The sequence below is a fragment of the Micromonospora sp. WMMD964 genome, from assembly GCF_029581455.1.
GTDB lineage: Bacteria > Actinomycetota > Actinomycetes > Mycobacteriales > Micromonosporaceae > Micromonospora.
In genome coordinates, this window is the sequence record NZ_CP120860.1 from 6,297,922 (window position 1) to 6,312,780 (window position 14,859).

Below are 14,859 nucleotides of genomic sequence, written 5' to 3' on the forward strand. Positions count from 1 at the left end.
CACACAACCGAGGGAACGCCTGTGGCTACGGAACGCAAGCGCCCGGTGATCAGCGACGGCCTACCGAGCCAGCTTCCGGACATCGACCCTGAAGAGACAAGCGAATGGGTCGAGTCGCTTGACGGTGTCATCGACGAGCGCGGTGCCAAACGTGCCCGCTACGTCATGCTGCGCCTGCTGGAGCGGGCCCGTGAGCGCCAGGTCGGGGTTCCGCCCCTGACCACCACCGATTACATCAACACCATCCCGTCGGAGCGCGAACCGTGGTTCCCGGGTGACGAGCACGTCGAGCGGCGGATCCGGGCGTACGTCCGGTGGAACGCCGCCATGCTGGTGCACCGGGCACAGCGCCCGGAGATCGGCGTCGGCGGGCACATCTCGACCTTCGCCAGCTCGGCGTCGCTGTACGAGGTGGGCTTCAACCACTTCTTCCGGGGCAAGAACCACCCGGGCGGTGGCGACCACATCTTCTACCAGGGTCACGCCTCCCCCGGCATGTACGCGCGGGCGTTCCTGGAGGGGCGGCTCAGCGAGCACCAGCTCGACGGGTTCCGCCAGGAGTTGTCGCACCCCGGCGGCGGGCTGCCGTCGTACCCGCACCCGCGGCTGATGCCGGACTTCTGGGAGTTCCCCACCGTCTCCATGGGCCTCGGCGGTCTGAACGCGATCTACCAGGCCCGGTTCAACAGGTACCTGCAGCACCGCGGCATCAAGGACACCTCGCAGCAGCACGTGTGGGCGTTCCTGGGCGACGGTGAGATGGACGAGCCGGAGACGCTGGGCGCCATCGGCGTGGCCGCCCGCGAGGAGCTGGACAACCTCACCTTCGTGATCAACTGCAACCTCCAGCGGCTGGACGGCCCGGTCCGGGGCAACGGCAAGGTCATGCAGGAGCTGGAGTCGTTCTTCCGGGGTGCCGGCTGGAACGTGATCAAGGTCGTCTGGGGCCGTGAGTGGGACCCGCTGCTCGCCGCGGACACCGACGGCGCGCTGGTCAACCTCATGAACACCACGACCGACGGCGACTACCAGACCTACAAGGCGGAGTCGGGCGCGTACGTGCGGGAGCACTTCTTCGGCCGCGACGCGCGCACCCGCAAGATGGTCGAACCGCTCAGCGACGACGAGATCTGGAACCTCAAGCGGGGTGGGCACGACTACCGCAAGCTCTACGCGGCCTACAAGGCGGCCACCGAGCACACCGGTCAGCCGACCGTCATCCTGGCGAAGACGATCAAGGGCTGGACGCTCGGCTCGCACTTCGAGGGCCGCAACGCGACCCACCAGATGAAGAAGCTGACGCTGGAGGACCTGAAGACCTTCCGCGACCGGCTCTACCTGGACATCCCGGACTCGGCGCTGGAGGAGAACCCCTACCTGCCGCCGTACTACAACCCGGGTGAGAAGTCCGACGAGATCCAATACCTGAAGGAGCGGCGCGAGCAGCTCGGCGGCTACCTGCCGTCCCGGCGGACCAGCACCAAGCGGCTGACCATCCCCGGTCCGGAGCGGTTCGCCGACGTCAAGCGCGGCTCGGGCAAGCAGAAGGTGGCCACCACGATGGCCTTCGTCCGCCTGCTCAAGGACATCATGAAGGACAAGGAGTTCGGCAAGCGCTGGGTGCCGATCATCCCGGACGAGGCCCGCACCTTCGGCCTCGACTCGATCTTCCCCACCGCGAAGATCTACTCGCCGCACGGGCAGCGCTACACCTCGGTCGACCGGGAGCTGTTCCTGTCGTACAAGGAGTCGACGACCGGGCAGATCCTGCACGAGGGGATCAACGAGGCCGGTTCGGTGGCCTCGTTCACGGCGGCGGGCTCGGCGTACGCCACCCACGACGAGCCGATGATCCCGATGTACATCTTCTACTCGATGTTCGGGTTCCAGCGGACCGCCGACGGGCTGTGGGCGGCTGCCGACCAGATGGCGCGGGGCTTCCTGCTGGGCGCCACGGCTGGGCGCACCACGCTCAACGGTGAGGGCCTCCAGCACGAGGACGGCCACTCGCTGCTGCTCGCCGCCACCAACCCGGCGGTGGTCGCGTACGACCCGGCGTTCTCGTTCGAGATCGCGCACATCATGGAGCAGGGCCTGCACCGGATGTACGGGGACGCGCAGGAGAACGTCTTCTACTACCTGACGGTCTACAACGAGCCGATCCTGCAGCCGGCCGAGCCGGCCGGAGTGGACGTGGAGGGCCTGCTCAAGGGCATCTACCGCTACTCCCCGGCGCCGGAGGTCGACGGCCCGAAGGCCAACGTGCTCGCCTCCGGCACCGGCATGCAGTGGGCGCTCAAGGCCCAGCAGCTGCTCGCCCAGGACTGGGGGGTGGCCGCCGACGTGTGGTCGGTGACCTCCTGGACCGAGCTGCGCCGCGACGCGGTGGAGACCGAGGAGTACAACCTCCTCAACCCGGGCGCCGAGGCGAAGATCCCGTACATCCAGCAGAAGCTGGCCGACGCGGACGGCCCGAAGGTCGCGGTCAGCGACTGGATGCGGGCCGTACCGGACCTGATCGCCCGGTGGGTGCCCGGCGACTACACGTCGCTCGGCACCGACGGCTTCGGCATGTCGGACACCCGGCACGCGCTGCGCCGGCACTTCCACGTCGACGCCGAGTCGATCGTCGTCGCCACGCTGCGGCAGCTCGCCCGTAGCGGCGCGGTGGCGGCCACCGTACCGGCGGAGGCTGCGAAGAAGTACGCGATCGACGACGTCAACGCCGCCCCGGTCGGGGAGACCGGCGGCGACAGCTAAATCAGCACGACCAACGGGGCCCGGCATGCTGTCGCGTGCCGGGCCCTCGCCACGGTGAACTCACCCCCGCCCGCCAGCGTCGATCATGGAGTTGTGGTGGGGACGAAGCGGTTACAAGGCCGCGAACCAGGCACCACAAGTCCATGATCGACGCCGAGCAGGGCGGGTGGGCGACGCCGGTGGGGGCGGGAACGGGAGCGGCGGTGGGCCGGGGTCCCTGGCGGGGATCCGGACCACCGCCGTCGCGGGTGGCGCCGGGAGGATGGGCTCTCGTCAGCCGACGGCGGCCAGGTCGGTGAGCCGGGCCAGCGAGTCCTCCAGGTCGGCGCCGACCCGACGCAGTCCGAGGCGCAGCAGGGCCGCCTTGACGGGCCCGGCCGGCCAACGGACGACGATGAGCCGCACGATGGTCCCGCCCTCCTCCTCGTCGGTGGTGAGCTGGACGTAGATCTCGGTGCGTGCCTCCGCCCGAGCGCCGGCCCCCTTGGCCCGTTCCCGCCAGCCGATCAGCGTCGGCTCCTGGTAGGCGATCACCTCGGCCTCATGCGCCGAGCCGCGCCCCGCCTGGACCAGCTGCCGCCGGCCGAAGCCCTCTCCCGAGAGCACTTCGGCCGCGCGGACCCCCGCCAGCCAGGCCGGCAACTGCTCGGCCCGCTGGACGACATCCCAGACAACTTCGATCGGCGCCGCCACGTGCGCACTGCGTTCAACGAGGATCATTTTCCGTCTTCCTCCGGTGAGGACATCCCACGATATCGGCACTCTATGCGCTAAATCGGACTTACCTGGACGGGTTTGGAAAAAGACACGCCGATCAGCCATTGCGGATAGCGCCAGAGCGGCCTATGGCGCATTCATCGAGAGCGCTCTAAAGTCCCGAACACGTTTCACGTTGACCGGGAGGGCGCATGTCGAGAGCACCGTTGCCCCAGTTCCCCACCGGCTTCCGCTGGGGCGTCTCCACCTCGGCCCACCAGATCGAGGGCGCCACCACAGTCGGCGGACGCGGTCCGTCCATCTGGGACACGTTCGCGCACTCGCCGGGCCGGATCGGCGACGGCAGCACGGGTGCGGTGGCCTGCGACCACTACCACCGGCACGCCGAGGACGTCGCGCTGCTGGGCGGGCTGGGCGTCTCCGACTACCGGTTCTCCATCGCCTGGCCCCGGGTGCAGCCCACCGGGACCGGCCCGGCCAACGCGCCCGGCCTGGACTTCTACGACCGCCTGGTGGACGACCTGCTGGCCGCCGGCGTCGACCCGGTGGCGACCCTCTACCACTGGGACCTGCCCCAACCCCTCGAAGACGCCGGCGGCTGGCTGCACCGCGACACCGCCACCCGGTTCGCCGACTACGCCGACCTCACCGCCGCCCGACTCGGCGACCGGGTCCGGCTCTGGATCACCCTGAACGAGCCGTTCATCCACATGAGCATGGGGTACGGGATGGGCGTACACGCCCCCGGCCGGATGCTGCTCTTCGACGCCTTCCCGGCCGCCCACCACCAACTGCTCGGGCACGGGCTCGCGGTGGCCGCGCTGCGGACCCACACCGGCAGCCCGGTGGCGATCGCCAACAACTACTCCCCGGTGCGGGTGCTCGGCGACGGTGACGCCGACCGGGCCGCCGGGGAGGCGTACGAGGCTCTGCACAACCGGCTCTTCACCGATCCGCTGCTGGGCCGCGGCTACCCGGAACTGCCCGGCCTCGACCCGGGCATCGTCCACCCCGGCGACCTCGACACGATCGCCGCACCGATCGACGTCCTCGGGGTGAACTACTACAACCCCACGGGGGTACGCGCCGCCGAGGAGGGTTCTCCCCTCCCGTTCGACCTCGTCCCGCTCGACGGCTACCCGCGCACCGCCTTCGACTGGCCGGTGGCCCCGGACGGGCTGCACGAGCTGCTCGGCTGGCTGCGGGACACCTACCGGGACGCGCTGCCGCCCATCGAGATCACCGAGAGCGGGTGCGCGTACGACGACGCGCCGGACGCGGACGGGCGGGTGGCCGACCCGCAGCGGATCGCGTACCTGGACGGGCACCTACGGGCGGTACGGGCCGCCATCGACGACGGGGTCGACGTGCGCGGGTACTTCGTCTGGTCACTGCTGGACAACTGGGAGTGGGCCGAGGGGTTCACCAAACGCTTCGGCCTCGTGCACGTCGACTACGCCACGCAGACCCGTACCCCGAAGTCGTCGTACACCTGGCTGCGCGACGTCATCGCGGCCAGCCGGCCGGGGTCGGCCCGATGACCACGGTCGACCCGACGCCGGCGTCGCTGCCGGCGGCGCTCGCCGAGCCGACGGTGCCGGTGCGGCGCGGCTGGATCGGGCTGATCTTCGCCGCCAACCTCGGCGTCTGGATGGCGTTCTTCACGCCCATCCAGGTGCTGCTGCCCCAGCAGATCGAGCAGATCGCGCCCGGCGACAAGGAGAACATGCTGGCCGTGGTCACCGGCCTCGGCGCGCTGGCGGCGGTGCTCGCCAACCCCCTGGCCGGCGCGTTCTCCGACCGGACCTGCCTGCGGGTCGCCGGCCGCGAGTTCGGTCGCCGACACGTCTGGACCGCGGGTGGGGCGGTGCTCGGGGCGGCGGCCCTGGTGCTGCTGGCGCAGCAGCGGACCATCCTCGGGGTCGCCCTCGGCTGGGTCGCCGCCCAGGTCTGCTTCAACGCGATGCTCGCCAGCCTCACCGCCGCCATCCCGGACCGGGTCCCGGTGGCGCAGCGCGGCGGCGTCTCGGGTTGGGTGGGCATCCCGCAGGCGCTCGGGCTGGTGCTCGGCGCGGTGCTGGTCACCGCCGTGGTCACCGGCAACGCCGCCGGTTACCTGGCCATCGCCGTGGCCGTCCTGCTGTTGTCGCTGCCGTTCGCGCTGCTCACTCCTGACGAGCCGCTGCCGCGTACGCATCGGCAGGTGGTGCGCGCGCGGGCGCTGCTGGCCTCGATGTGGATCAACCCGCGTCGGCACCCGGACTTCGCCTGGGCCTGGATCACCCGGTTCCTGGTCCAGCTCGGCAATGCCCTGGGCACCCTCTACCTGCTGTACTTCCTCACCGACGGGGTGCGCCACCCCGACCCCGAGGGCTCGCTGCTGGTGCTGATCCTGCTCTACACGCTCGGCATGATGCTGACGGCGGTGGTCGCCGGCCGGATGTCGGACCGCTCCGGCCGCCGCAAGATCTACGTGATCGCATCCGGCGTGATCATGGCGGTGGCGGCGTTGCTGCTCGCTGTCGCGCCGGTCTGGCCGATGGCGATCGTCGCCGCGCTGCTGCTCGGCGCGGGCTACGGCGTCTACCTCTCGGTGGACGCCGCGCTGATCACGCAGGTGCTTCCCCGGGCCACCGACCGGGCCAAGGACCTGGGCGTCATCAACATCGCGAACTCGGCACCGCAGGTCCTCGGCCCGGCGCTCTCCGCGCCGCTCGTGGTGTACCTGGGCGGCTACCCCACGCTCTACGCCGTCACGGCGGTGGTCACCCTGATCGGCAGCGCGTTGGTCGTCAAGATCCGCTCGGTTCCCTGAGTCAGGGGGCCGTGGCGGAAACCCGTCGACGCTCGCCGTAGGCTGGGGGCGTGACGGTACGTGTGCGCTTCGCCCCTTCCCCGACCGGTATGTTCCACGTCGGCGGCGCCCGCTCGGCGCTGCAGAACTGGATCTACGCCAGGCAGCAGGGCGGGGTGTTCGTGCTGCGTATCGAGGACACCGACGCGGCACGCAACAAGCCCGAGTGGACCGAGGGCATCCTCTCCGCGCTGGACTGGATCGGCATCTCCCGGGGCAGCTACGAGGGCCCGTACTTCCAGTCGGAGAACGCCGGCGAGCACCGGGCCGCCGCCGCCCGGCTCTACGAGTCGGGCCGCGCGTACTACTGCGACTGCACCCGGGAGGACGTGCAGGCCCGCACCGGCTCGCAGTACCAGGGCTACGACGGCTACCACCGCGACCGCGGCCTCGGCCCGGGGCCGGGGCACGCGCTGCGCTTCCGTACGCCCGACGAGGGCGCCACGGTGGTGGTCGACCTGATCCGCGGCGAGCCCACCTTCGAGAACAAGCTCATCGAGGACTTCGTCATCGCCCGGGGCGACGGGTCGCCCGTCTTCCTGCTGGCCAACGTCGTCGACGACATGACCATGGGGATCACCCACGTGATCCGGGCCGAGGAGCACCTGCCCAACACCCCCAAGCAGCAGTTGCTCTGGGAGGCCCTCGGGGTCAAGCCGCCGATCTGGGCGCACGTGCCCGTGGTGGTCAACGAGAAGCGGCAGAAGCTCTCCAAGCGGCGCGACAAGGTCGCCCTGGAGGCGTACCGCGAGGAGGGCTACCTCGCCGGTGCGATGCGCAACTACCTGATGCTGCTCGGCTGGGCCCCCTCCGGCGACCGGGAGATCGTGCCCTGGTCGGTGATCGAGGACGAGTTCCGGCTGGACGAGGTCAACCCCTCCCCCGCGTTCTTCGACGAGAAGAAGCTGCGCGCTTTCAACGGCGAATACATCCGCGCCCTCCCGGTTGCCGACTTCGTCGACGCCTGCCAGCCGTGGTTGACCGGCACCGAGACGATCGCGCCGCCGCCGTGGCAGCCCGAGGAGTTCGACGCCGACGCGTTCGCCGCCGTCGCGCCGCTGGCCCAGACGCGGATCGCGGTGCTCAGCGAGATCGTGTCGAACGTCGACTTCCTCTTCCTCGCCTCGCCGTTGATCGACGAGGCCGCGTGGACCAAGACGATGAAGGACGGCTCGGCCGAGTTGCTCGACGACGCCGTCGCGGCCTTCGAGGCGCTGGAGTCCTGGGATGCCGAGTCGCTGAAGTCGACGTTGGAGGCGGTCGGCGCCGAGCGTGGCCTCAAGCTCGGCAAGACGCAGGCACCCGTGCGGGTCGCGGTCACCGGCCGCACCGTGGGCCTGCCGCTGTTCGAGTCGCTGGAGGTGCTCGGTCGCGAGCGCACCCTGACCCGAATCCGCGCCGCCCGCCTCCGCCTGGTCTGACCCCGGGCACCGACGCCCGCGCCGTCGCCGGACGCCAGCCGGTCAGGCTGGCGCCCGGCCGGTCAGCGGCGGCGGGCTCGGCGGCGCCGCTGCAACCAGACGACGAGCGTGCCCACCAGCAGAGCCGCCCCGATCGTCCACAGCCAACCGCGCACCTGGCTGCTCTCCTGCGCGGCCGGCAGCGGGCTGCCCGCCGCGGTGGCGACCGGCGTCACGGACGACGTCCCTTCGGCGGCCGGACTCGCGGCGGCGGCCGGGGCGGTGCCGTCAACGGTCGGGGTGGCCGACGGCGAGGCGGACGGGTCGGCGGCGGTGCCGGTCGTGAGGGTGAACCGCACCTCACCCTTCACCGGGTGCCCGTCGGAGGACGCGAGCTGGTAGCCCACGATGTAGAGCCCCGCCGCCGCCGGCTTGAACGGCACCCGTACCCGGCTGCCGTCGAAGACGGGTGGGCCGCCAGCGACCACATTGTCCGGCCCCGTTATTGTGATCTTCGTCGTTGCCGGTGCCGGCTTGGCGAGGAACCGCAGCTCGATCCGGGCGGGTGCCGTCGCCACTTTGGCACCGTCACGCGGGTCGCTGCCGGTCAGCGAGTTGTGCGCTGCCGCCGGCGTCGGCGGCGCCAGAAACGACACACCGAACGCCACGCCGAGCACCACTGGCACTACCCGCGCCGTACGTGTAACCCTGCCCCCCATGAACCCCTCCGTAAGGGTACGATCCGCCCGCTGATCAAACGGCTCCTCATTAGTCGAGCCGAGATCGCAGATAGTTCCAATTACTGCTCCACTTGCTGCAACTCATCGACGTTCCCCGGAGTCTGTAAAGATGACCCCGACCCTCCGGTCGGCGTCGTACCGGCAGACCGGTCCGGACGACACGAACGATGCCATCCATCGAACGGGGCGAGGAGGCGGGATGGTCCGACAGATGAGGCGGTTGGCCGCCGTGCTGGCGGGCGCGCTGGCGACGGCGCTGCTGTCACTCGGCACCGTCGGCCCGGCCTCGGCCGCGCCGAAGCCCGCACCCGCCGGAGTGGACATCACCGGCGTGGGGTTGTCCGCACCGTTGCAGTTACGAGCGGAGACGCAGCCCGCCCACGTGGGCGCGGTCATCGACCAGGTCAACTTCCTCGCCGGCACCGGCATGGCCAAGGGCCCGAAGGCCGCCGACCTCGGTCCGAAGTACACGGTCGTGGTGCTCGCCGGGGACACCCCGAAGCAGACCTACGACCTCTATCCCAAGGCGATCGGTGGCCCCCGGGTCTACCGGCCGGCGAAGCAGCCGGACGGCCGCAAGACCAGCGCCGGTTGGTTCCTGGGTCGACTCAGCATGTCCGAGACCCTGCGCACCGCCGGCGTGCCGCTGGAGCGGCAGTTCGACACGGTCAGCGGCGGCGTGGGCGGCGGCGAGCGGGTGCTCCCGGAGGACACGCTCGACCCCGCCAAGGATCTCGACGAGGCGCTCGGCGACCTGCAACGACTGCTGCTGCTCAACGTCGGGGTGATGCTGACCATCACGGTCGGCCTCGCCGGGATCGCCCTGCTGATCCGGCGCCGCACGCGCTGACCAGCCGCACGAGCTGGTCGACCGCGCCTGCCGGTCAACCGCACGCGCTGACCAGCCGTGCCCGCTGAACAGCGGCAGCCGCACCCGCCGGTCAGCGGCGGGCGGTGATCAGGTCAGCACCAGCGGCGGGGTGGGCGTTCGCGGCGGGTGGCGCGCGGGCGCGGCCGGACCGGACCGTGCCGATGCGCCCCGGCCCAGCCGGGAAGTTCGCTGAGGCAACCAGCCGGGACGTCGACGTCGGCCGCACCGAGGGCGCCGGGCTCGCCGGAGCGCTGACGCGGAAGAGCGGGTTCGTCGTCGGCTCGACCGGCGGGCGGCTCCCCCGGGTGCAGCCGTCGGTCCAGGGCCTCAACCTCACCACCGACGAATGGCGCACCGCCGACCGACCGGCGGTGCTTGCCGGCCGGCTGCGGGTCGTGGTGCCCCGGACGGCAGGGCTCGCCCTGGGCGCAGCCGTGGTCGGCCTCCCCGTGCGCCATCCCCGGTCTCCTCACGTTCGTCTCACCCCGGATGCCCCCGACGTGCCCTGTCACCGTACTGGCCGGGCCCGACGGGCCGTGCACGGCGTACCCGGGCGACCAGTGCGCAGCACGGTGAGCGCGGACGCCGGTTGCCCAGTTCACAGCGTCTTCTCGCGTCGTTCACCCCGGCGTCGCGACCGGCCGGTTCGACGGTCAGCGGGTGCGGTGAGCCTCCAGATCCGCTCGGGTGAAGAGCGCCCGAAGGGCCACGCCGTGATCGGCGAGCGCCTGCGCCCCACCCTCGGCCCGGTCGATGACACAGATGGCATGTTCCACCCGGGCACCCAACTCGCGTAGTTGGCCGGTCGAGATGACCACCTGACCGCCGGAGGTGACCACGTCCTCGACCATGAGCACCCGTCGACCGGCCGACTCGGCCCCCTCGGCCAGCCGGGCCGTCCCGTACGGCTTGGCACTCTTGCGGACGAAGGCGCAGGGCAGCCCGGTGTGCCGAGCGAGCGCGGTCACCACCGGGATCCCGCCCATCTCCAACCCGGCGAGCACCTCGGTGTCCGTCGGAACGAGGGGTGCCAACTGGGCGGCTACCCGGTCCAGCAGGCGCGGATCCGCTTCGAAGCGGTACTTGTCGAAGTACTCGTCGGCGGTCCGTCCGGAGCGGAGCACGAACGTGCCCGTCAGGCGGCAGGTGGTGTCGATCTCACGAGCCAGTGCGGCTCGGGCTTCCACATCGGTCATGATGATCATTGTCCGGCCGTCGGGGCGCTGTCCGCGTACCCCTTTCGGCGCATGGCGGGGGCGGCGGCGTCCTCCCCCGGTCGGAGTCCGAGCGGGTGCGGCTGTGGTGGGATCAGGGCATGCGTCCGCCACCGTGGCTCGGCTCCGGCACCCGCGGCCGGGACCTGGCGCTGGCCGGGGCGTCGCTGGCCGGTGGGCTGGTGCTGTGGACCCTCGGTTGGCAACCGCAGATCCGCCCGCACCCGGACGTGCCCGCGGTCCTGTTCCTGCCGCCGCTGCTGGCGATGTGCGTCGCCGTGGGCCTGCGCCTCGTCGCCCCGCGCGCCAGCCTCGCCGTCGGCACGACGGCGGTGGTGGTGGACATCGCCCTCGGTGGCTCGCTGGGGACGATCCTGATCTACACCCAGGTGCTCTACGACGCCTGCGTCTACGGCCCACCCCGGCTGTGGCGGTGGCTGCTGCGGGCGACCATCGGGCTGAGCGTGATCGGTGCGGTCGTCGGCGTGGTCCTCACCGACGAGTGGAGCGGGGTGGCCATCGGGGTGCTGGTGGTGCTCGTCGGCCTGCTGCCGGTCCTGACCGGGATCAGCGTGCGGCAGTACCGCGACCAGGCTGCCGCCGAACGGGCCCGGGCCGAGCAGACCGCCCGCCTGGTCGAGTTGGACCGCCGGCAGGCGGTCAGCGCGGAACGCGCCCGGATGGCCCGGGAGCTGCACGACGTGGTCGCCAACCACCTCAGCGCGGTGGCGATCCACGCCACCGCCGTGCTGTCCGTGCCCGGGTTGGATCGCGGTCAGGTCGAGGCGGCGTTGCGGGTGATCCGGGAGAGCAGCGTGCAGGGCCTGGCGGAGATGCGTCAGATGATCGAGGTGCTCCGCGAGCCGGGTGCCGGGGGCGGACCGGGCCCGGCGGGTGACGGCGTGGCGATGCCGGAGTCGGTCAGCGCCCGGCTCGCCGAGACGGACGAGCTGGTCGAGCGGGTACGGGCTGCCGGCCTCGCGGTGCGGGTACGCACTGACGGCGCGCCGAGCCCGCTGCCGGTGGGGGTGGACCTCGCCGCGTACCGGATCGTGCAGGAGTCGCTGACCAACGCGCTCAAGCACGGCACGGGTGAGGCGGACCTGACGATCGCGTACCGACCGGCGGAGGTGGTGCTGACTGTGGAGAACCCGGTGCGCCGCGACGGGGCCGGGCTACCCGGCGCCGGGGCCGGGCTGATCGGGATGCGGGAACGCGCCACCCTGCTGGCCGGCCGGTTCAGCGCCGGCCCGCACGACGGCCGCTGGCAGGTCCGCGCCGCGCTGCCCATCGGGGAGGGCGGATGAGCGACGCGGTGGCGCCGGTACGGGTGGTGCTCGCGGACGACCAACCGGCGGTACGGGCCGGGCTGGCCCTGATCCTGGGTGGTTCGCCGGGGATCGAGGTGGTCGGCGAGGCGGCCGACGGCGACGAGGCGGTGCGGTTGTGCCGGGAGTTGCGCCCGGACGTGGCGGTGCTGGACGTCCGGATGCCCCGCCGGGACGGGATCTCCGCGACCCGGGAGATCGTCACCGACGTGCTCGCCGACGTGCTGGTGCTCACCACCTTCGACCTCGACGAGTACGTCTTCGGGGCGTTGCGGGCCGGCGCGGCCGGGTTCCTGTTGAAGGACACCGACGCCGACGGCCTGGTGGACGCGGTGCGTACGGTGGCGCGGGGCGACGGGTTCATCGCTCCCGCGGTCACCCGACGGTTGATCGCCGCCTTCGCGGCCACCACGCCGAGCGCGTCGGCCGACACCCGGGCCGCGTCGGACACCCTCACTCCGCGCGAGCGGGACGTACTGGCCTGCCTCGGCCTGGGCCTGTCCAACCAGCAGATCGCCGACCGGCTGGCGCTGGCGGAGAGCACCACCAAGACGCACGTGAGCCGGATCCTGGCGAAGCTGGGCCTGCGGAGCCGGGTGCAGGCCGCGATCCTGGCCCAGGAGTTGGGCCTGCCCACTCCCCCGCGGCGGTGAGCACCACGGGAGTCCACCCTGGACAACGACGGCCGTCGACCCGTCGTACGCTGTCCGGCATTCACGCCGATGGTAGCTGTGCAGAATGGGGACGACGTGCGACGTTCGTGGGGAACGACGATCCTCGTGGCGCTGACCATCGGGGCGAGCGGTTGTGACGGCGTCCCCTTCACGAAGAAGACCTCGACCTTCGTCCCCTCGACGGGGGTGTGCCACGCCACCGCCTCCGACGACCGCAGCCCGGAGGCGTACCTCCCGATTCCCTGCTCCTCGAAGCACGACGTGGAGACGTTCCTGGTCGGCCGGATCACCGGCGCGGACGGCGCCGCGTCGGCGCCACCGGCCGCCGACTCCGAGGGGATGGCGCGGCTGCACGAGGCCTGCGACGCCGAGGCCGCCGTCTTCCTGGGCGGCGAGTGGCGCGAGTCGCGGCTGGCGATGCGAACGCTGACCCCGTCGGCCGCGCGCTGGGAGGCGGGTGAGCGGTGGTACCGCTGCGACCTGCTGGAGATGCACGCGATGGACCGGTGGTTCCCGAACCCCCGGGCGAACAGCCTGCGCGGTGCCCTGACCGGTGAATCACCGCTGAGGTACACCTGCTTCACCGACCCGACCGAGGCCGGCGATCTGCCCCCCGCCTCGTGCACCGGGCCGCACGACACCGAGTTCGCCGGCATCTGGCGGGCGGGGCCGGAGGTCGAGGAACTCACCGACGAGATCAGGGACGCGGGGTGCCTGACCACCGTCTCCCGGTATGTCGGGGTGTCGGAGCAGGACGTGCAGAGCCGGTTCGAGATGTTCTGGTTCACGCCGGAGGGCGAGCCCGAGTGGCAGGCGGGCAGGCTCGGCGTGGGGTGCCTCCTGCACAGCCCCGACCAGGCGCTCGACGCGTCGGTCAAGGGCGCCGGTCGGAAGGTCCTTGCTGCCACCCGCTGACCGGTCCCGACGTGGATGACCTGCTCAGAACGTGTCAGGCTAGGGCGGTGAGTACGCCGGGCGGTGGAGAGCTGTCGGCCACGCTGCGCCGGATCGAACGTTCGGCGGGGGCGTTGGCCACCTCCAGCGTGGCCCGGATGGACGAGACCCTGCCGTGGTTCCGGGCGTTACCGGCCGACCAGCGCTCCTGGGTGATGCTGGTGGCCCAGGCGGGTGCCCGATCGCTGGTGCAGTGGTTGCAGGACGGCGGCGGCACCGCGGACAGCACCCAGGAGGTCTCGGACGAGGTCTTCGCCGCCGCTCCGCAGGCGCTGGCCCGGTCGATCACCCTCCAACAGACCGTGGCGTTGATCAAGGTGACCATCGACGTGGTCGAGGAGCAGGTGTCGCACCTGGCCGCCGAGGGCGAGGAGCAGCAACTCCGCGAGGCGGTGTTGCGCTTCTCCCGGGAGATCGCGTTCGCCGCCGCCCGGGTGTACGCGCGGGCCGCCGAGTCCCGTGGTGCCTGGGACGCCCGGTTGCAGGCCCTGCTCGTCGACGCGCTGCTGCGCGGTGACTCGCCGGACGTGCTGGCCAGTCGGGCCGCAGCGCTCGGCTGGGCGGACGCGCCGCCGGTGGCGGTGGCGGTCGGTCGGTCGCCCGGCGGGGAGGTCTCCGCGGTGCTGCACGTGGTGTACCGGCAGGCCCGCCGGATCGGCGTGGAGGTGATCGGCGGTGTGCACGGCGACCGGCTGGTGATCGTGTTGGGTGGCGCGGCGGACCCGATGACCGCCACCGCCAAGTTGCTGAGCGCGTTCGGCGACGGCCCGGTGGTGGTCGGTCCGGCCGTGCCGAGCCTGGACGAGGCCACCGAGTCGGCGCGGGCGGCGCTGTCCGGTTTCCGGGCGGCGCCGGCGTGGCCCAGCGCTCCCCGGCCGGTGCCGGCCGCCGACCTGTTGCCGGAGCGGGCGCTCGCGGGTGACGCCGAGGCCCGTCGACGGTTGCGGCACGACGTGTACGCGACGCTGGTGCGCGCCGGTGGCGAACTGCTGGCGACCCTGGACGCGTTCCTCGCCGCCGGTGGCACGCTGGAGAGCGCGGCGCGCGCCCTGTTCGTCCACCCGAACACCGTGCGGTACCGGTTGCGGCGCATCGCCGAGGTGACCGGCTTCTCGCCGTTGTCCCCTCGGGACGCGTTCGCCCTCCAGGTCGCGCTGACCGTGGGCCGGTTGGATCCGGTCGCCCCGCCCGCCGCACCCGTCCCGACTCAGACAATGACCCCGGCCGCCCGGAAAACCGCTCAAAACGAGGATGATCCCCGCCGATCTTTGTAGGAAACCTCCAAAGGCACTAGTGCGGTTTGGTCGGGGGCGGCACAGCATTACCCGCGCGTATCCGGGAGAGTCA

13 protein-coding genes are annotated in these 14,859 nt (G+C 71.8%); 9 read left to right on the forward strand and 4 right to left on the reverse strand.

All coding sequences use genetic code 11. The annotated features are described in order from the left end of the window. Positions 1 to 21 precede the first annotated feature (21 nt). Complete coding sequence (gene aceE / locus O7616_RS28620) at positions 22 to 2,760, forward strand: pyruvate dehydrogenase (acetyl-transferring), homodimeric type (protein WP_348773841.1); 2,739 nt, start codon at positions 22 to 24, stop codon at positions 2,758 to 2,760. A gap of 273 nt (positions 2,761 to 3,033) precedes the next feature. Here the strand turns inward: aceE and O7616_RS28625 are convergent, their stop codons facing one another. Then, positions 3,034 to 3,480, reverse strand: coding sequence for an SRPBCC domain-containing protein (locus tag O7616_RS28625; protein ID WP_269682909.1), 447 nt, complete (start codon positions 3,478 to 3,480; stop codon positions 3,034 to 3,036). Between the two features lie 188 nt (positions 3,481 to 3,668). On the opposite strand from O7616_RS28625, the gene O7616_RS28630 reads away from it, so the two are divergent. From O7616_RS28630 to gltX, 3 genes are read left to right on the forward strand one after another with little or no spacing between them, the layout of a single operon-like run. After that, a complete protein-coding gene (locus O7616_RS28630; protein ID WP_282304798.1) occupies positions 3,669 to 5,018 on the forward strand; it encodes a GH1 family beta-glucosidase in 1,350 nt (449 codons plus the stop codon). Next, positions 5,015 to 6,292 carry an MFS transporter gene (locus O7616_RS28635; RefSeq protein WP_282304799.1) on the forward strand — a complete coding sequence of 426 codons (1,278 nt, stop codon included), beginning with the start codon at positions 5,015 to 5,017 and terminating at the stop codon, positions 6,290 to 6,292. The genes O7616_RS28630 and O7616_RS28635 overlap by 4 nt, the downstream gene beginning before the upstream one ends. 50 nt (positions 6,293 to 6,342) lie before the next feature. Next, positions 6,343 to 7,752 (forward strand): glutamate--tRNA ligase, encoded by a 1,410-nt coding sequence (gene gltX / locus O7616_RS28640; protein WP_282304800.1) that lies wholly within the window; start codon positions 6,343 to 6,345, stop codon positions 7,750 to 7,752. Positions 7,753 to 7,814: 62 nt separating this feature from the next. Here gltX and O7616_RS28645 read toward each other — a convergent pair whose 3' ends face one another. Further along, positions 7,815 to 8,399 (reverse strand): copper resistance CopC family protein, encoded by a 585-nt coding sequence (locus tag O7616_RS28645; RefSeq protein WP_282304801.1) that lies wholly within the window; start codon positions 8,397 to 8,399, stop codon positions 7,815 to 7,817. 271 nt (positions 8,400 to 8,670) lie between these two features. On the opposite strand from O7616_RS28645, the gene O7616_RS28650 reads away from it, so the two are divergent. Next, entirely contained in the window at positions 8,671 to 9,321 is a 651-nt protein-coding gene (locus O7616_RS28650; protein ID WP_282304802.1) for a hypothetical protein, read from the forward strand. 113 nt (positions 9,322 to 9,434) lie between these two features. On the opposite strand, the gene O7616_RS28655 is transcribed toward O7616_RS28650, so the two are convergent. Next, positions 9,435 to 9,800: a hypothetical protein gene (locus O7616_RS28655; protein WP_282304804.1), complete on the reverse strand. Its 366-nt coding sequence runs from the start codon at positions 9,798 to 9,800 to the stop codon at positions 9,435 to 9,437. Positions 9,801 to 9,995: 195 nt separating this feature from the next. Continuing rightward, positions 9,996 to 10,538 (reverse strand): orotate phosphoribosyltransferase, encoded by a 543-nt coding sequence (pyrE, locus tag O7616_RS28660; RefSeq protein WP_282304806.1) that lies wholly within the window; start codon positions 10,536 to 10,538, stop codon positions 9,996 to 9,998. Positions 10,539 to 10,657: 119 nt separating this feature from the next. Between pyrE and O7616_RS28665 the strand changes: the two genes are divergently transcribed. The 4 genes from O7616_RS28665 to O7616_RS28680 all read left to right on the forward strand — a co-directional run bounded on the left by O7616_RS28665 (position 10,658) and on the right by O7616_RS28680 (position 14,786). Next, a complete protein-coding gene (locus O7616_RS28665; RefSeq protein WP_282304807.1) occupies positions 10,658 to 11,863 on the forward strand; it encodes a histidine kinase in 1,206 nt (401 codons plus the stop codon). Then, positions 11,860 to 12,537 carry a response regulator transcription factor gene (locus tag O7616_RS28670; RefSeq protein ID WP_282304809.1) on the forward strand — a complete coding sequence of 226 codons (678 nt, stop codon included), beginning with the start codon at positions 11,860 to 11,862 and terminating at the stop codon, positions 12,535 to 12,537. Before O7616_RS28665 ends, O7616_RS28670 begins: the two co-directional genes overlap by 4 nt. 96 nt (positions 12,538 to 12,633) lie before the next feature. After that, positions 12,634 to 13,473: a septum formation family protein gene (locus O7616_RS28675; RefSeq protein WP_282304810.1), complete on the forward strand. Its 840-nt coding sequence runs from the start codon at positions 12,634 to 12,636 to the stop codon at positions 13,471 to 13,473. An 11-nt stretch (positions 13,474 to 13,484) separates the two neighbouring features. Further along, the gene (locus O7616_RS28680; protein WP_282304811.1) at positions 13,485 to 14,786 is read left to right on the forward strand and encodes a helix-turn-helix domain-containing protein; all 1,302 of its coding nucleotides are present in this window, start codon (positions 13,485 to 13,487) and stop codon (positions 14,784 to 14,786) included. Positions 14,787 to 14,859 lie beyond the last annotated feature (73 nt).